The following is a 14,874-nucleotide window of genomic DNA, read 5'->3' on the forward strand; positions in this document are numbered from 1 at the left end:
AATAGCCATATAGGAGTTGTATGTAATGGATTTAGAAGACGTGAAAGCAATTGATGACATAGATACAGTAGCTATTATAGAAAAGGAGCTGCGCTATATATCAGGCATTATTAAGCAAAAGGGCCGTGAAATATTAAGCAATTACAAAATCACTCCACCCCAATTTGTTGCCCTCCAATGGCTTTTTGAAGAGGGAGATATGACAATTGGCGAGCTATCGAATAAAATGTATCTTGCCTTTAGCACGACGACAGATCTTGTTGATCGTATGGAAAAAAACAACCTTGTTAGACGGGTTAAAGACCCGAATGATCGGAGGGTTGTTCGGATCCATCTTCTAGAAGAAGGGGAAAGGATTATTGACGAGTGTATTAAAAAGCGGCAATTATATTTAAAAGAGGTACTCGTTAATTTTACTGATGAAGAGGTTCAGCTCCTAAAAAAGAACTTAACAAGATTACATCAAGATATGCGCGAAGAATGAGGCGGTTCGATTGAAAAATCCGATAGGTATTATTGATTCAGGTGTCGGAGGCTTGACTGTAGCCAAGGAAGTAATGAGGCAGCTCCCACATGAGGAAATTATTTATTTGGGGGATACAGCACGATGTCCATATGGGCCAAGGTCAGGTGAAGAAGTAAAAGCATTTACTTGGGAAATAACCCGATTTCTTTTAAACAAACAAATCAAAATGCTAGTTATTGCCTGTAACACGGCAACAGCAGTCGCTCTAGATGAAATTAGAAGTCAGCTGCCGATACCGGTAATTGGTGTCATATCTCCAGGTGCAAGAGCAGCGATAAAGAAAACAAAAAATAAAACGATCGGTGTCATTGGCACAGAAGGTACGATAAAGAGCGGTGCATATGAAATGGCCTTAAGGCAAATTAATAGCCGGGTAAAGGTTCATAGCCTAGCCTGTCCTAAATTTGTCCCCCTTGTGGAAAGTGGAGAATATGAGGGGCATTTAGCCGAGAGAATTGTAACTGAAACTTTGGAGCCATTTAGAAATAATGGAATGGATACACTTATATTGGGCTGCACACATTATCCGCTGCTTGAACCGTTAATACAAAAGGCGGCAGGTGATCAAGTCAGCGTGATAAGTTCAGGGGACGAAACAGCAAGAGAGGTTAGTACAATTCTATATCATCAAGGCTTATTAAATAGCTGTCAGGACGAGCCGAACCATCAGTTCTTCACAACAGGATCGACAGATATTTTTACGAAAATAGCCTCCGAATGGCTGGCGGTACCCGTTCGTCATGTGAAAAAAGTTACGTTATAAACCTCCTTTCGGGAGGTTTTTGTATTGGATAGGGTTATTTGGGGCGTGGAAAATAAGGGATTTAGTGTCCGCATTAATTTCTTTCAACTATCCCATCCACTTATTTAATAGCAATCCATTTCCAAGTCTATGAAAAAGATGATAAGATTAGAACAAATATAATAGAATAAGGTGATATATTTTGTACTCGCAGGCAGAAACTTATTTAAACCAATACTTTGGATATTCCACATTTCGTTCCGGGCAAAAGGAAATCATCCACAATTTGTTGGAGCATAAAAACACGCTCGGCATCCTTCCAACCGGAGGAGGCAAATCCCTCTGCTTTCAGATTCCCGCACTCATTCTCCCAGGAACAGCGATTGTCATCTCTCCATTAATTTCCTTAATGAAAGATCAAGTTGATGCATTAATCACTGCAGATATACGAGCCACATTTATTAATAGCTCACTTAATATGCAGGAATATAAAGAAAGAATGGCTGATATCTTTGCCGGGAAGTATAAATTAATTTATGTTGCTCCAGAACGGTTCGAATCAGACAGCTTTATAGACATGCTCAATTCTCTGCAAATATCTATGATTGTCTTTGATGAGGCCCATTGTATTTCCCAATGGGGCCATGACTTCAGACCAAGCTATCGTTCCATCATTAATCATTTGGGCAGACTTAATCACGTACCTGTTATTGCAGCATTAACAGCAACAGCTACAAAGGATGTTGCCGATGATATTCGGAATCTCTTACATATTCAAGAATCTGATAGCTTCATTACTGGTTTTGCAAGAGAAAATCTTGCTTTTAACGTGATGAAGGGTGTTAACAAAAGAGAATTTATTACACAGTATTTGAAGAATCACCCTAGAGAATCAGGAATCATTTATACATCAAGCCGGAAAGAAACAGATCAGCTTTACAGCTATTTAAAGGAAAAGAATCATTCTGTTGCCAAGTACCATGCAGGAATGGGAGAGGATGCACGTAAGGAGTCACAAAACCAGTTTGTTTTTGATGAAGCTGATATTATGATTGCGACAAATGCGTTTGGAATGGGAATTGATAAATCCAATGTCCGCTTCGTCATCCATTATAACCTCCCGCGTAATATCGAAGCTTATTATCAGGAAGCTGGCCGAGCAGGAAGGGATGGAGACGAAAGCTCCTGTTATTTATTATTTTCACCACAGGATATTCAGCTTCAAAAATTTCTTATTGAGGAATCCAACCTTGATTTTCAGAAAAGGGAGCAAGAATATAATAAATTAAAGCAAATGATCCACTACTGTCATACGGAAAAATGTCTTCAAGCTTATATTATCGAGTATTTTGATTCGCAATATGAGAATGCTAGTTGTGGAAAATGCAGCAATTGCTTAGATAAGCGGGAGCAGATCGATATAACAGAGGAGGCGCTTATGATATTCTCCTGCATTAAAAGAATGGGAGAACGATTTGGTGTCACCTTAACTGCACAAGTATTAAAAGGGTCCCAGAACAAAAGGATTCGCGAATTTCAGTTTGATAAACTAACCACTTATGGTTTACTTCAAAGTTATAAGGAAAAAGAAATTTCGGACATCATCAATTATTTACTGGCTGAAGGATACTTAACTTTAACAGATAGTAAATTTCCGGTAGTCAGACTCGCTGAGAGGGTCGTACCAGTAATAAAGAAACAAGAAAATGTTTTTATGAAAAAGACAATTCAAGCCCCTATTAAGGAAGCAGAAGAAAATACTGATTTATTTTCAGGACTGCGGACTTTGCGAAAATCGATTGCAGATCAGGAAAAGGTTCCTCCGTATGTGGTCTTTGCCGATACTGCTCTAAAAGAAATGAGCCAGTATTTTCCGATTAATCGGGAAGCAATGCTAAGAATAAAGGGCGTTGGGCAAGTAAAGTTTGATCGATATGGTGAGTTATTTATTGAAGAAATTAAGAATTTCATGAATGATCACAATATAAACGTAGACGCCATTCCGCAGGTTGAAGTACGTTCAGAGGATCGGGAAATTAACGATTCGCCTAGCTACTTATTGTCCTACCAATATTATTCGGAAGGGATAACAATTGATGAAATTGCCAAAAAGCGTAAATTTTCGCCCATTACCATTCAGAACCATATCATTCGTGCTGTTCAAGAAGGAAATGCTTTGCAATGGTCTGATATTTTTAATGAAGAGACAGAACAAAGCATTATGGAGGCTGTAGGAAGAGTTGGAAGGGAAAAACTTAAACCGATAAAAGATGAACTCGACCCTAGTATTGATTATTTCACGATTAAAGCAGTCTTAGCTAAAAATGAAACCAATTAAGCCAATAAATTAATTCAGATGCCTCATCCAAAGACAGTATAAAAAAAGCCGAAATTTTTTTCATCTAGCCGGTCTAAATTACAAACAGGCTCGTATACATGTTAGTACAAACTGTTCTTTGGAGGGATTATATGTCTATAAATAAAAAAACAACGATCGTTTCGGCTGTCTTTGCGTCATCGGTGTTTTTATCAGGTTGCGGGTTATTTGGGGGGAGCGGAAAAGAGCAAATTGATCCGCCGAAATCAGTTGTCTACGAAGAGGATCAAACGGCTGTTGAGGGTCAAGAGGATGTGGGAATGGAAACTGCAGGAAAAGACGAAGCTGTTACAAACACTGTGCAAACGGAGCTCTATTTAATTAATAAAGATGGCTTAGTAGTCCCTCAAACTTTAAATCTGCCGAAAACAGAATCAGTCGCAACACAAGCCTTGGAACATTTAGTAAAGGATGGTCCAGTAACAGAAATGCTGCCAAATGGCTTTATGTCTGTTCTGCCTGTTGATACGAAGTTATCTGTCGATATTAAGGATAAGGTGGCAACAGTCAACTTCTCTAAAGAATTTAAGGAATATCAGGCAGAGGATGAATTGAAAATCCTTGAATCTGTCACATGGACTTTAACTCAATTTGATTCGATTGATAAAGTAAAGTTTAAATTAAATGGTCATGAGCTTAATGAAATGCCTGTAAATGGCACTCCTATCGGGGAAACATATAGCAGATCAAAAGGTATTAATCTCGATACTGCAGATGTCCTTGATATTCGCAATACGAAGCCTGTTACTGTTTACTACATTGGCGGAGAAGCAGACTCATACTATTATGTTCCGGTAACGAAGAGAGTGACGAATAATGAGGCTAACAATTTGCGAGCTGTTGTAAACGAGTTAGTTAAAGGCCCTAGCATTGCCTCTAACCTTGAAAGCGACTTCTTAGCAGAAGTTAAGCTTTTGGATGATCCGAAAATTGAAAATGGAAAAGTGACTCTTAACTTTAATGAGTTTGTATACAGCAACTCTGAAGAGAAAATTGTTTCCAGGCATTTATTAGATGCCCTTGTTCTTTCATTAACTGAACAAAAAGGAATAGAAAGCGTTGCGATCACAGTTAACGGCAAGTCAGATTTTGTCAATGATGAGGGAGAAAAAATGACCGAGCCTGTTACACGTCCGCAAAAAGTAAACACAGGTAGTTTTTAAAAAAAGTTTTTTGATATACTATATAATGACAATGAAAGAGGAGGCGACATGCCCCCTCTTCTTTATTTGTTGTTTTGGAATAAGGGAGGAATGTAACTTATGCGTGCTGACGGAAGGGAACAACAGCAATTAAGACCTATACATATTGAAACAAATTATTTAAAGCATCCTGAAGGATCCGTGTTAATAAGCGTTGGGGATACAAAAGTTATTTGTACTGCAAGTATAGATGAGCGGGTTCCGCATTTTATGAGGGGAGAAGGAAAAGGGTGGATTACAGCTGAATATTCCATGCTTCCCAGAGCAACCGAACAACGGAATATTCGTGAAGCAGCGAAAGGGAAAATCTCTGGACGAACAATGGAAATTCAGAGATTAATTGGACGTGCTCTTCGGGCAGTTGTTGATCTGGAGGCAATCGGAGAGAGAACAATTTGGCTGGATTGTGATGTGATCCAAGCGGATGGAGGCACGCGAACTGCCTCCATAACAGGCGCATTCGTTGCCATGGCTTTGGCTTTAGATAAAATTGCAAAAAGTAAAAAACTGGCAAAATACCCAATCAAAGACTTTCTAGCAGCAACAAGTGTAGGAATATTAGAAAATAAACAAGTTGTCGTAGATTTAAATTATATAGAAGACTCGAAAGCTCTCGTTGATATGAATGTGGTTATGATCGGCAATGGGGAATTCGTTGAGCTGCAAGGAACAGGGGAAGAAGCCACCTTTTCATATAGCGAGCTCCAGGAGCTATTAAAAGCAGCCCAGAACGGAATGGCCTCCCTTTTTGAGATGCAGCAAGAAGCGCTTGGTGAAGCCATTACAAGTAAAATTAATGCAAGAAAAGAAAGTTTAGAGGGGAAGGCTTAGAATGCAAGAAGTGATTATTGCTACAAAAAATGCAGGAAAAGCAAAAGAGTTTGAGCGCATGTTCATGCCGCTCGGCTATAAAGTTAAAACGTTAATAGACTTTCCAGAGATAGAAGACATTGAAGAGACAGGGAGTACCTTTGAAGAGAACGCGATTTTAAAAGCAGAAAGTGTCTCAAAGGCACTAAATAAAATCGTGATCGCGGATGATTCCGGGCTTTCTGTCGATGCGCTTAATGGCCGGCCAGGTATTTACTCAGCTCGATATGCCGGGGAAGAAAAAAGCGATGAAGCCAATATGGCAAAAGTGCTGGATGAATTAAAGGATATACCTGATAATGATCGACAAGCGAGGTTTTACTGTGCATTGGCTGTAGCCGTACCAGGTGTTGAAACATTCACTGTTTCCGGAACATGTGAGGGCTTGATTTTACGTGAAAAGAGGGGCTTGTATGGTTTCGGTTATGACCCCATCTTCTTTGTAGTGGACAAGGGTAAAGCCATGGCAGAATTAAAGCCAGAAGAAAAGGCGGAAATTAGCCATAGGGCACAGGCCTTAAGAAAATTAGAAAGCAAGCTGCCTACCCTCCTCCCGAAGGCAGAAAACTCATGAGATTGTTGATTGTCAGTGATAGTCATGGCTTGACAGATGAATTAACGGAAATAAAAGAGCATTCTATGGAAATTGATAAACTGATACATTGCGGGGATTCAGAATTAGAATCAGATCATCCTAGCTTAGAGGGCTATACTGTTGTACGCGGAAATTGTGATTTTGATAAAGCTTTCCCAGAGGAACATGTTGAGGTAATAGGCGGCCATAAGGTTTTCATTACACATGGCCATCGCTATGCTGTAAAATCAACCTTATTAAATCTGAGCCTGCGTGCGAAGGAAGTCGGTGCCAAGATTGTTTGTTTTGGTCACTCCCACTATTTAGGAGCAGAAATGATTGATGATATTCTTTATATCAATCCAGGGAGCATTCGGCAGCCAAGAGGACGAAAAGAGAAAACATATGTTATAATGGACATTGAAAAAGATGAAATAAACTTAAGTGTTTATGATCTAAGGCTTGGCGAAATAAATGGATTTTCACAAAAGTTTTTACTAACGTAAGATGCTACGAAGCATATATTATTCAGGGGGAAGATCATCTCCCCCCTAAATAAAAAATATTTACTTTTTATGTTGACATTTCATTGTTAGCCTACTATAATAAAACTTGTCGTTGAAATTAATTAATTATGTCCCAGTAGCTCAGCTGGATAGAGCATACGCCTTCTAAGCGTACGGTCGGGAGTTCGAATCTCTCCTGGGACGCCATCTAAATACTACATACACCATAATTTTATAACCTTTTATATCGTAAGAAATTACAGCCATTATTGACTTGGACTTTCTACGATATAGAAGGTTTTTTTATATGACAAAAATAGGCAAACACAATGAATGTGCCTGCCTTTTTCATGCAATGTGGAAATTGTCGATACTTAAAATTGACTCAATGCTTATGCTAAAGTTGGCATTCTTAATGAAGACTTTAACTTTATTTCCATCCTATGAATAAAGAAGGAAGCTCTAACAGCCAGTTCAATTAATAATGTCAATAAGCTAAGTAGAGTTTTCAACATGTATCCCTCCACATTGAATTTTTAGTGTTATAAATAACACAGTCTTATTTTCCGATTGATCACCCAATTTTATTCTTATCGGTTTATTAATTTGCTTCGGTCTTCAACTTGAGGAGGCTCTTCATACCAACCGTTTTTAAACATAATTTCAAGCCCATCTTGCCCATAAAAATATACATCTTTGGCGAGTATTGCTGTTTTTAAGGATATATCATTTCTTAATGTAAAAAACGTTCCGAAACTGCTCCCCACAATACTAAACCCATTTAGAAGGTTGATGCAAAACATCATAAGTTTATCAGAAAATGGCGCAACAGTTGAGTTTGTCACTGTACTTCACGCCTATTCATATTAATTGAGTACATTCCCAAACTAACTTGTTTTAAGACGCGGATAAACATAATGTCAAAGCCTTTCTCGAACAAGTTTGGTGCATCTAAATTAACATCTTCTTTTGTGAATCCAATAGGAATAACTGCTCCTTCACTTTCAAAAACCGATTTCATCAATTCGACATAATAATCGAGCTCCTGCCACAGCATGCCCATTATGTTCTTAGACTCTTGGTCATCCGCCTTTTCAAGGAAGTATTCTAACATTCTTAAAATCATTGTCTTTTCTTGATATGTAACCCAAAGCGTGCCGAGCTCTGAGGAACTTATAGGGTTAATTTGCTTCAAAGGAATTCCTCCTCCATTATTCTCTAAGATAAATTATTTCCATATTAGTTAAAGCTATTCGATTATAAAAAGACCATAAATGAGTGAAAACAATATTCTTCTGTAAGATTAAAATGGATGAAATGATCCTCTGAGCCGACTTAAGGAAAATCCAACAAATTAAATTCAATTTATTGAATTTAATTTGTTCATAAAAAAGTTAAAAAATTTATTATGTGCAGGAACATTTGTAAATCAACGATGAAAGCGGATTCACATAATTGGAGTAATTAAAATTATCAAATAATTTGCAAATAGGGTGTTGACGGTTTAATAAAATCAGCGTAAGATAGTCCTCAATATAAGAAAATAAAAAGCTCAACAAAAGCTAAGCAAACACTTTAGTTGATAAATTAATTTCTTAAAACAGTTTTTTTTAACCTTAAAGTTCAATGGTTTAAAGCAGTGAAAAATCATAATGAGTTAAAGCGAAGAAGAGGATAAGTAGTTTTATGATATGGGATTTCCAGAGAGCCGGCGGGTGCTGAAAGCCGGTAATTCCAACGTAAAGTGAACTCACCTCAGAGCACCAGCTTGAAAGATCTCTCTAGTAGAGTTGGTCGGGTGTTGCCCACCCGTTATCAAAACGAACAGGATTTTCTGTTCATAAGTGCACGCTTTTGCGTGAATTTAGGGTGGTACCGTGGAATAGGTTAATAAGCCTTTTCATCCCTTTACCTGCGATAAGTAGGTTTATGAGGGATGGAAGGGCTTTTTTTATTGAAATTATGTAAGGAACAAAGAGGAGGTTTTATTAGAATGTTGCAGGAAGCTGCCTATACAGAATCAAGTCCGAAGACTACAACTGTCACGGGTGCAGATCTGTTATTAGAAGCCTTGGAAAAGGAAAATGTAGAAGTAATTTTTGGATATCCAGGAGGAGCAGTCCTACCGATTTATGACAAAATATATCATTCAAAAATCCTCCATGTATTGCCGAGACATGAACAGGGCGGAATTCATGCGGCTGAAGGCTACGCAAGAATTTCAGGTAAACCGGGGGTGGTAATTGCCACTTCAGGACCAGGAGCGACAAATATTGTGACAGGATTAACAGATGCCATGATGGACTCCTTGCCTCTCGTCGTATTTACAGGTCAGGTAGCAACAAGTGTCATCGGTTCAGATGCGTTCCAGGAAGCGGATATTCTGGGAATAACAACACCAATAACAAAGCATAACTATCAAATTCGAAATATTGAGGATATTCCAAGGATCGTGAAGGAGGCATTCTATATTGCTTCTAGCGGAAGACCTGGTCCAGTGCTAATAGATGTTCCAAAAGATATTGCAGCTTCTGTTTCAAATCGTCCGGAAGAGCAAGAAATTAATTTACCTGGGTATCAGCCAACATTACAGCCTAACTATTTACAAATTCGTAAATTAACTGAAGCTGTAAGCAGTGCAATGAAACCAGTCATACTAGCGGGTGCCGGAGTGCTTCATGCTAAAGCTTCACAAGAGTTAAAGGAATATGCCGAACAGCAGCAGATTCCTGTTATCCATACATTGCTTGGCTTAGGCGGTTTCCCAGCTGATAATAAGCTTTTCGTAGGGCTTGCAGGGATGCATGGCTGCTATGCGGCAAATATGGGACTAAGCGAATGTGATTTACTTATCAATATCGGAGCACGCTTCGATGATAGATTAACGGGTAATTTACAGCACTTTGCACCAAAAGCAACAGTAGCTCACATCGATATCGATCCAGCTGAAATTGGCAAAAACGTGCCGACAGCGATTCCGATTGTAGCTGATGCAAAGGAAGCTTTAAAGCAATTGGTTCAGCAAAATGGAAAGCCGCCAGTCAATGCGGAGTGGCGTGAGCAGATCCAAAAGTGGAATGAGGAATACCCGTATTATTACGGAGTGTCTACTGAAGACAATTTAAAGCCTCAGAAAACGATGGAGATGCTATTCGAGAAAACAGCCGGGAATGCAATTGTTGTTACTGACGTTGGTCAGCATCAAATGTGGGCAGCGCAGTATTACCGCTTTAATCAAGCAGACAGATGGGTAACTTCAGGGGGATTAGGAACAATGGGATTCGGTCTTCCAGCAAGTATCGGTGCCCAATTCGCTGATCCTGACGCATGTGTTGTTGCTGTTCTAGGAGATGCTGGTTTCCAAATGTCTACACAAGAGCTTGCTGTCATAAGAGAATTCAATCTTCCAATCAAGATTTGTATTTTTAATAACCACTCTTTAGGAATGGTACGACAATGGCAGGAAATCTTCTATGAATCGCGTTTTTCTCATAGTAAAATCTCAGTTCAGCCTTCCTTCGTGAAACTAGCTGAAGCATACGATATTAAAGGGTATGTGATTAGATCAGAGGAAGAAGCAGAGAAGATTTTAAACGAGGTATTGAATGATCGTGAACCAGTTCTGCTAGATTTCAGAATTGATCCAAATGAAAATGTATATCCAATGATCGCACCAGGAAAAGGATTGCATGAAATGGTAGGTGCTAAGCCTTGAAAAGAACAATAAGTATGACAGTTTTAAACCGTCCAGGCGTACTTAATAGAATCACTAATTTATTTTCCAAGCGAAACTTTAATATTGAAAGCATCTCAGTCGGACTGACAGAGCATGAAGGCGTTTCTCGAATCACATGCGTTGTCCATGTTGAGAGCGATCGTGAGGCTGAACAGATCACGAAGCAACTGAATAAGCAAATTGATGTATTAAAAGTTGTGGATATAAGTGATCAATCGATTGTCGCAAGGGAATTGGCCTTAGTAAAAGTTCCTGTAACTGCACAAACAAGAAGTGAAATTTATTCACTTATTGAGCCGTTTCGAGCAACTGTAATCGATGTGGGCAAGGACAGTCTAGTTATTCAAATAACAGGTGAATTCGAAAAGATTGAAGCTTTCATTGAGTTAATTAAGCCATATGGCATTAAAGAATTGGCAAGAACCGGAACAACAGCCTTCCCTAGAGGGACACAAAGAACAGCAAAAGATTTAAAGAACATATCAATTGTTTAAGAGTAATAGTTCAACACATTATAATAACTAAAAAATTCAAAATAAAAAATAAACTTTAGACGAAGAAAGGGAGATTAACAATGGCAAAAATGTACTATAACGGAGACGCAAATGCAGCATATTTAAACGGAAAGAAAGTAGCAGTAATTGGTTACGGTTCACAAGGTCATGCACATGCACAAAATATGAGAGACAGCGGCGTTGAAGTTGTCATTGGTCTTCGCCAAGGAAAATCATGGGATAAAGCAGTGGAAGACGGATTCCAAGTATACTCAGTAGGAGAAGCAACTGCTCAAGCTGATATCGTAATGATTTTACTTCCAGACGAGCAGCAAACGAAAGTATATAAAGAAGAAATCCAGCCTAATTTAACAAACCAAGCAATCATGTTTGCTCACGGTTTTAACGTACACTTTAACCAAATCGTGCCTCCAGCTGACTGTGATGTTTTGCTAGTTGCTCCTAAAGGCCCTGGCCACCTTGTAAGAAGAACGTTTGAACAAGATGCAGGTGTTCCGGCATTATTCGCTATCCACCAGGATGTAACAGGAGAAGCGAAAGAACTTGCTTTAGCATATGCAAAAGCAATCGGATCGTTGCGTGCAGGCGCATTAGAAACTACTTTTAAAGAAGAAACAGAAACAGATCTTTTCGGAGAGCAAGCAGTACTTTGCGGTGGATTAACTGCACTTGTAAAAGCTGGCTTCGAAACTTTAGTAGAAGCTGGATACCAGCCAGAACTTGCTTATTTCGAAACATTACATGAGCTAAAGCTAATTGTTGACTTAATGTATGAAGGCGGAATGGCTGGAATGCGCTATTCAGTATCTGATACAGCAGAATGGGGAGATTTCGTAACAGGTCCTCGTATTGTAGATGCTAGAGTGAAAGAGGAAATGAAAGCTGTACTTAAAGATATTCAAGATGGCAAATTTGCACAAGGCTGGATCATTGAAAACCAAACAAACCGTCCAGTTTATACTGCAATCAAGACGAGAGAAAACGAGCATTTAATTGAAAAAGTTGGTAGAGAACTAAGAGCAATGATGCCGTTCATTAACCAAGGCAAGAAGAAAGAAGTTGTTGGCAGTGCAAAAAATTAAAATCTTCGATACAACTTTGAGAGATGGAGAGCAATCGGCCGGTGTCAATCTTAACTTATCAGAGAAACTTGAAATTGCGAGACAACTTGAAAGATTAAACGTTGATATCATTGAAGCTGGCTTTCCAGCTGCTTCAAAAGGTGATTTTGCATCAGTTCAAAAAATTGCTCAAATGGTAAAAAACTGTTCCGTAACGGGTCTTGCACGCGGCGTCATATCAGATATTGACGCTGCGTGGGACGCGCTTAAAGATGGAGCAGAGCCTAGACTGCATACTTTTCTTGCGACATCCCCAATTCATCGCCAATATAAATTGAAGATGTCAAAGGAAGAAGTAATTGAGAGGGCAGTTGAATCTGTTAAGTATGCTGCCAAAAAATTCCCGATTATTCAATGGTCCGCAGAGGACGCGTCAAGAACTGAACTTCCTTTCTTAGCTGAGATTGTTGAAAAGGTAATCCAAGCAGGTGCACACGTAATCAACCTTCCAGATACAGTAGGATACGGTACTCCAGAGGAATACGGGAAGATTTTTAAATACTTAAGAGAACATGTTCCTTCTATTGATAAGGTTTCTTTATCCACTCATTGTCATGATGACTTAGGGATGGCGATTGCTAACTCACTTGCAGCAGTAGAGAACGGAGCTACTCAAGTGGAAGGAACAATTAATGGTATTGGGGAGAGAGCCGGGAATGCTGCTCTTGAAGAAATTGCTGTAGCCCTTCATATTAGAAAAGACTTTTACCAGGCTTCAACTCGTCTGAATCTTCAGGAGATTAGCCGCACAAGCAGCTTAGTAAGCAAATTGACTGGAATGGTTGTTCCAGCCAATAAAGCGGTAGTAGGGAAAAATGCATTTGCCCATGAATCTGGCATTCACCAGGATGGAGTACTAAAAGAAAAAACAACTTACGAAATTATTTCTCCAGAATTAGTAGGAGTACAGTCCAATTCTTTAGTGCTTGGGAAGCATTCCGGAAGACATGCCTTTAAAAATCGTTTAAATGAATTAGGCTTAAATGTTCCTGATGAAGAGCTTAACAAATTATTTGTTTCCTTTAAAGAATTGGCCGACCGGAAAAAAGAATTGACGGACTATGATTTAGTTGCTCTTGTGCTTGATGAAAAATTATCAAAAGAAGTTAGCTTCTATGAACTAAATCAAATTCAGGTTCAATACGGAACAAATCAAATCCCGACAGCAACAGTCACTTTGACCGGTGTTGACAAGGAAGTCATTCAAGAAGCTGGAACCGGAGCGGGCAGCATCGAGGCCCTTTATAATACGCTGGAAAAATGCGTGGATGGAACCATTAATCTATTAGATTATCGAATCCAATCTGTTGGTGCAGGAAGAGATGCTTTAGCAGAGGTTTATGTAAAAATGAAATACTTGGATATCGAGACTAGCGGGCGGGGACTTGCACAAGATGTGTTGGAGGCTTCAGGAAAGGCCTATCTAAATGCGATTAACAGAGTCATTTATATGAAAAATATGGGTCGTGAACTTAGTCTGACCCAGTAAATTATAAGGTTTATATCAACTAGAAAATCACATAATTACTAAACGGAGGGATAAAAATGGAAAAGCGTATCGCTGTACTACCAGGAGATGGAATCGGCAAAGAGGTGGTAAAAGGAGCAATAGAAGTTTTACAGGCTGTTGGAGAGCGTTTCGGTCACCAGTTTCATTTTGAATATGGAGTAATTGGTGGGGAAGCAATTGATACGGTTGGAACACCGCTGCCCGATGAGACAGTTGACCTATGCAAACAAAGCGATGCGGTTTTACTAGGGGCAGTTGGCGGTCCTAAATGGGAGAGCCAGCCGCCTCACCTCCGGCCTGAACGCGGTTTATTGAAAATTCGAAAAGATTTAAATTTATATGCCAATTTAAGACCAACCACCTATTATCAAAGTCTTGCAGATTCTTCCTCTCTTAAAAAGGAAGTGATTGAAGGCGTAGATATGCTGATGGTTAGGGAATTAACAGGCGGCTTATACTTTGGAAAGCCAAGTGAACGCACGACAAGAGATGGCGAAGCAGCTGTCGTAGATACATTGTTTTATAAAAAGGAAGAAATGCAAAGAGTCATTAAGCTTGCATTTGAGCTTGCAAAAGCACGCAATGGGAAAGTAACCTCAGTCGATAAGGCTAATGTATTAGAATCGAGCCGAATGTGGAGAGAGGTAGCCGAAGACATATCAAAGGACTATCCTGAAGTTGTTCTCGAGCATATGTTAGTCGACAATGCGGCGATGCAGCTGATTAGAAAGCCAACACAATTTGATGTCGTAGTTACTGAGAATTTGTTTGGAGACATCTTAAGTGATGAAGCCTCTGTTCTTACTGGATCATTAGGAATGCTGCCATCAGCAAGTTTATCAGCGGAAGGGCCATATCTATACGAACCAATCCATGGCTCAGCTCCCGATATCGCAGGGAAAGACCTTGCTAATCCACTAGCAACGATTCTTTCAGCCGCGATGATGCTAAGACTTTCATTTGGAATGAATGAGGAAGCAGAATCGATTGAACATGCAGTAAATCAAGTACTTGAAGCCGGATACCGTACAGGTGACATCATGTCGCCCGGAATGAAGCAAGTTTCAACTACTGAAATGATTGCAGAAGTTAAAGCAACATTGCTTGATAATGAAGCTATTTTGAACATCATGGGTGCTTATGCATAGAAAAGCGGAAGCGCCTTCGGAACAATTAAAGGACAATTGTTCCTGCG

15 protein-coding genes, 1 tRNA gene and 1 other annotated feature are annotated in these 14,874 nt (G+C 39.3%); of the genes, 13 read left to right on the forward strand and 3 right to left on the reverse strand.

Features of this window, described 5'->3' with window-relative positions; genetic code table 11:
- Positions 1 to 25: 25 nt before the first annotated feature.
- From AR328_RS07495 to AR328_RS07530, 8 genes are all read left to right on the forward strand, one after another.
- Positions 26 to 484 carry a MarR family winged helix-turn-helix transcriptional regulator gene (locus AR328_RS07495; RefSeq protein WP_066292669.1) on the forward strand — a complete coding sequence of 153 codons (459 nt, stop codon included), beginning with the start codon at positions 26 to 28 and terminating at the stop codon, positions 482 to 484.
- A gap of 10 nt (positions 485 to 494) precedes the next feature.
- Positions 495 to 1,289: a glutamate racemase gene (gene racE, locus AR328_RS07500; RefSeq protein WP_066292674.1), complete on the forward strand. Its 795-nt coding sequence runs from the start codon at positions 495 to 497 to the stop codon at positions 1,287 to 1,289.
- Between the two features lie 181 nt (positions 1,290 to 1,470).
- Positions 1,471 to 3,606: a DNA helicase RecQ gene (recQ, locus tag AR328_RS07505; protein WP_066292677.1), complete on the forward strand. Its 2,136-nt coding sequence runs from the start codon at positions 1,471 to 1,473 to the stop codon at positions 3,604 to 3,606.
- A 131-nt stretch (positions 3,607 to 3,737) separates the two neighbouring features.
- Positions 3,738 to 4,808 (forward strand): GerMN domain-containing protein, encoded by a 1,071-nt coding sequence (locus tag AR328_RS07510; RefSeq protein WP_066292684.1) that lies wholly within the window; start codon positions 3,738 to 3,740, stop codon positions 4,806 to 4,808.
- A 99-nt stretch (positions 4,809 to 4,907) separates the two neighbouring features.
- The gene (rph, locus tag AR328_RS07515; RefSeq protein ID WP_066292687.1) at positions 4,908 to 5,678 is read left to right on the forward strand and encodes a ribonuclease PH; all 771 of its coding nucleotides are present in this window, start codon (positions 4,908 to 4,910) and stop codon (positions 5,676 to 5,678) included.
- Between the two features lies 1 nt (position 5,679).
- Complete coding sequence (locus AR328_RS07520; protein ID WP_066292694.1) at positions 5,680 to 6,291, forward strand: XTP/dITP diphosphatase; 612 nt, start codon at positions 5,680 to 5,682, stop codon at positions 6,289 to 6,291.
- Positions 6,288 to 6,797, forward strand: a complete 510-nt coding sequence (locus AR328_RS07525; RefSeq protein ID WP_066292701.1) for a metallophosphoesterase family protein — start codon at positions 6,288 to 6,290, stop codon at positions 6,795 to 6,797. Before AR328_RS07520 ends, AR328_RS07525 begins: the two co-directional genes overlap by 4 nt.
- Positions 6,798 to 6,927: 130 nt before the next feature.
- Positions 6,928 to 7,004 (forward strand) — tRNA-Arg (locus tag AR328_RS07530).
- Positions 7,005 to 7,189: 185 nt separating this feature from the next.
- Here AR328_RS07530 and AR328_RS23285 read toward each other — a convergent pair.
- The 3 genes from AR328_RS23285 to AR328_RS23385 form a co-directional block, all read right to left on the reverse strand.
- On the reverse strand, positions 7,190 to 7,312 hold the full coding sequence (locus tag AR328_RS23285) for a hypothetical protein (protein WP_269433509.1): 123 nt from the start codon (positions 7,310 to 7,312) through the stop codon (positions 7,190 to 7,192).
- A 75-nt stretch (positions 7,313 to 7,387) separates the two neighbouring features.
- Positions 7,388 to 7,642 carry a DUF3231 family protein gene (locus AR328_RS23380; RefSeq protein WP_066292703.1) on the reverse strand — a complete coding sequence of 85 codons (255 nt, stop codon included), beginning with the start codon at positions 7,640 to 7,642 and terminating at the stop codon, positions 7,388 to 7,390.
- The gene (locus tag AR328_RS23385) at positions 7,639 to 7,992 is read right to left on the reverse strand and encodes a DUF3231 family protein (protein ID WP_066292706.1); all 354 of its coding nucleotides are present in this window, start codon (positions 7,990 to 7,992) and stop codon (positions 7,639 to 7,641) included. The genes AR328_RS23380 and AR328_RS23385 overlap by 4 nt, the downstream gene beginning before the upstream one ends.
- A 461-nt stretch (positions 7,993 to 8,453) precedes the next feature.
- Positions 8,454 to 8,708: a binding site (T-box leader), on the forward strand.
- Positions 8,709 to 8,790: 82 nt separating this feature from the next.
- On the opposite strand from AR328_RS23385, the gene ilvB reads away from it, so the two are divergent.
- The 5 genes from ilvB (at position 8,791) to leuB (ending at position 14,827) form a co-directional block, all read left to right on the forward strand.
- Positions 8,791 to 10,512: an acetolactate synthase large subunit gene (ilvB, locus tag AR328_RS07545; protein WP_066292709.1), complete on the forward strand. Its 1,722-nt coding sequence runs from the start codon at positions 8,791 to 8,793 to the stop codon at positions 10,510 to 10,512.
- Positions 10,509 to 11,027 carry an acetolactate synthase small subunit gene (gene ilvN / locus AR328_RS07550; protein ID WP_066292712.1) on the forward strand — a complete coding sequence of 173 codons (519 nt, stop codon included), beginning with the start codon at positions 10,509 to 10,511 and terminating at the stop codon, positions 11,025 to 11,027. The genes ilvB and ilvN overlap by 4 nt, the downstream gene beginning before the upstream one ends.
- Positions 11,028 to 11,107: 80 nt before the next feature.
- Complete coding sequence (gene ilvC, locus AR328_RS07555) at positions 11,108 to 12,130, forward strand: ketol-acid reductoisomerase (RefSeq protein ID WP_066292716.1); 1,023 nt, start codon at positions 11,108 to 11,110, stop codon at positions 12,128 to 12,130.
- Positions 12,117 to 13,658 carry a 2-isopropylmalate synthase gene (locus AR328_RS07560; RefSeq protein ID WP_066294601.1) on the forward strand — a complete coding sequence of 514 codons (1,542 nt, stop codon included), beginning with the start codon at positions 12,117 to 12,119 and terminating at the stop codon, positions 13,656 to 13,658. The genes ilvC and AR328_RS07560 overlap by 14 nt, the downstream gene beginning before the upstream one ends.
- A gap of 56 nt (positions 13,659 to 13,714) precedes the next feature.
- Positions 13,715 to 14,827 carry a 3-isopropylmalate dehydrogenase gene (gene leuB, locus AR328_RS07565; protein ID WP_066292718.1) on the forward strand — a complete coding sequence of 371 codons (1,113 nt, stop codon included), beginning with the start codon at positions 13,715 to 13,717 and terminating at the stop codon, positions 14,825 to 14,827.
- Positions 14,828 to 14,874 lie beyond the last annotated feature (47 nt).

The sequence above is a fragment of the Bacillus sp. FJAT-29937 genome, assembly GCF_001509555.1.
In the GTDB taxonomy this organism is placed as follows: domain Bacteria; phylum Bacillota; class Bacilli; order Bacillales; family Cytobacillaceae; genus Cytobacillus.

Bases quoted from the DNA above. Each gene is read 5' to 3' on its own strand.
- AR328_RS07495 (WP_066292669.1), top strand. From the start codon at position 26: ATGGATTTAGAAGACGTGAAAGCAATTGATGACATAGATACAGTAGCT.
- AR328_RS07510 (WP_066292684.1), top strand. From the start codon at position 3,738: ATGTCTATAAATAAAAAAACAACGATCGTTTCGGCTGTCTTTGCGTCA.
- rph (WP_066292687.1), top strand. From the start codon at position 4,908: ATGCGTGCTGACGGAAGGGAACAACAGCAATTAAGACCTATACATATT.
- AR328_RS07520 (WP_066292694.1), top strand. From the start codon at position 5,680: ATGCAAGAAGTGATTATTGCTACAAAAAATGCAGGAAAAGCAAAAGAG.
- AR328_RS07525 (WP_066292701.1), top strand. From the start codon at position 6,288: ATGAGATTGTTGATTGTCAGTGATAGTCATGGCTTGACAGATGAATTA.
- AR328_RS23285 (WP_269433509.1), bottom strand. From the start codon at position 7,312: ATGTTGAAAACTCTACTTAGCTTATTGACATTATTAATTGAACTGGCT.
- ilvB (WP_066292709.1), top strand. From the start codon at position 8,791: ATGTTGCAGGAAGCTGCCTATACAGAATCAAGTCCGAAGACTACAACT.
- ilvC (WP_066292716.1), top strand. From the start codon at position 11,108: ATGGCAAAAATGTACTATAACGGAGACGCAAATGCAGCATATTTAAAC.
- leuB (WP_066292718.1), top strand. From the start codon at position 13,715: ATGGAAAAGCGTATCGCTGTACTACCAGGAGATGGAATCGGCAAAGAG.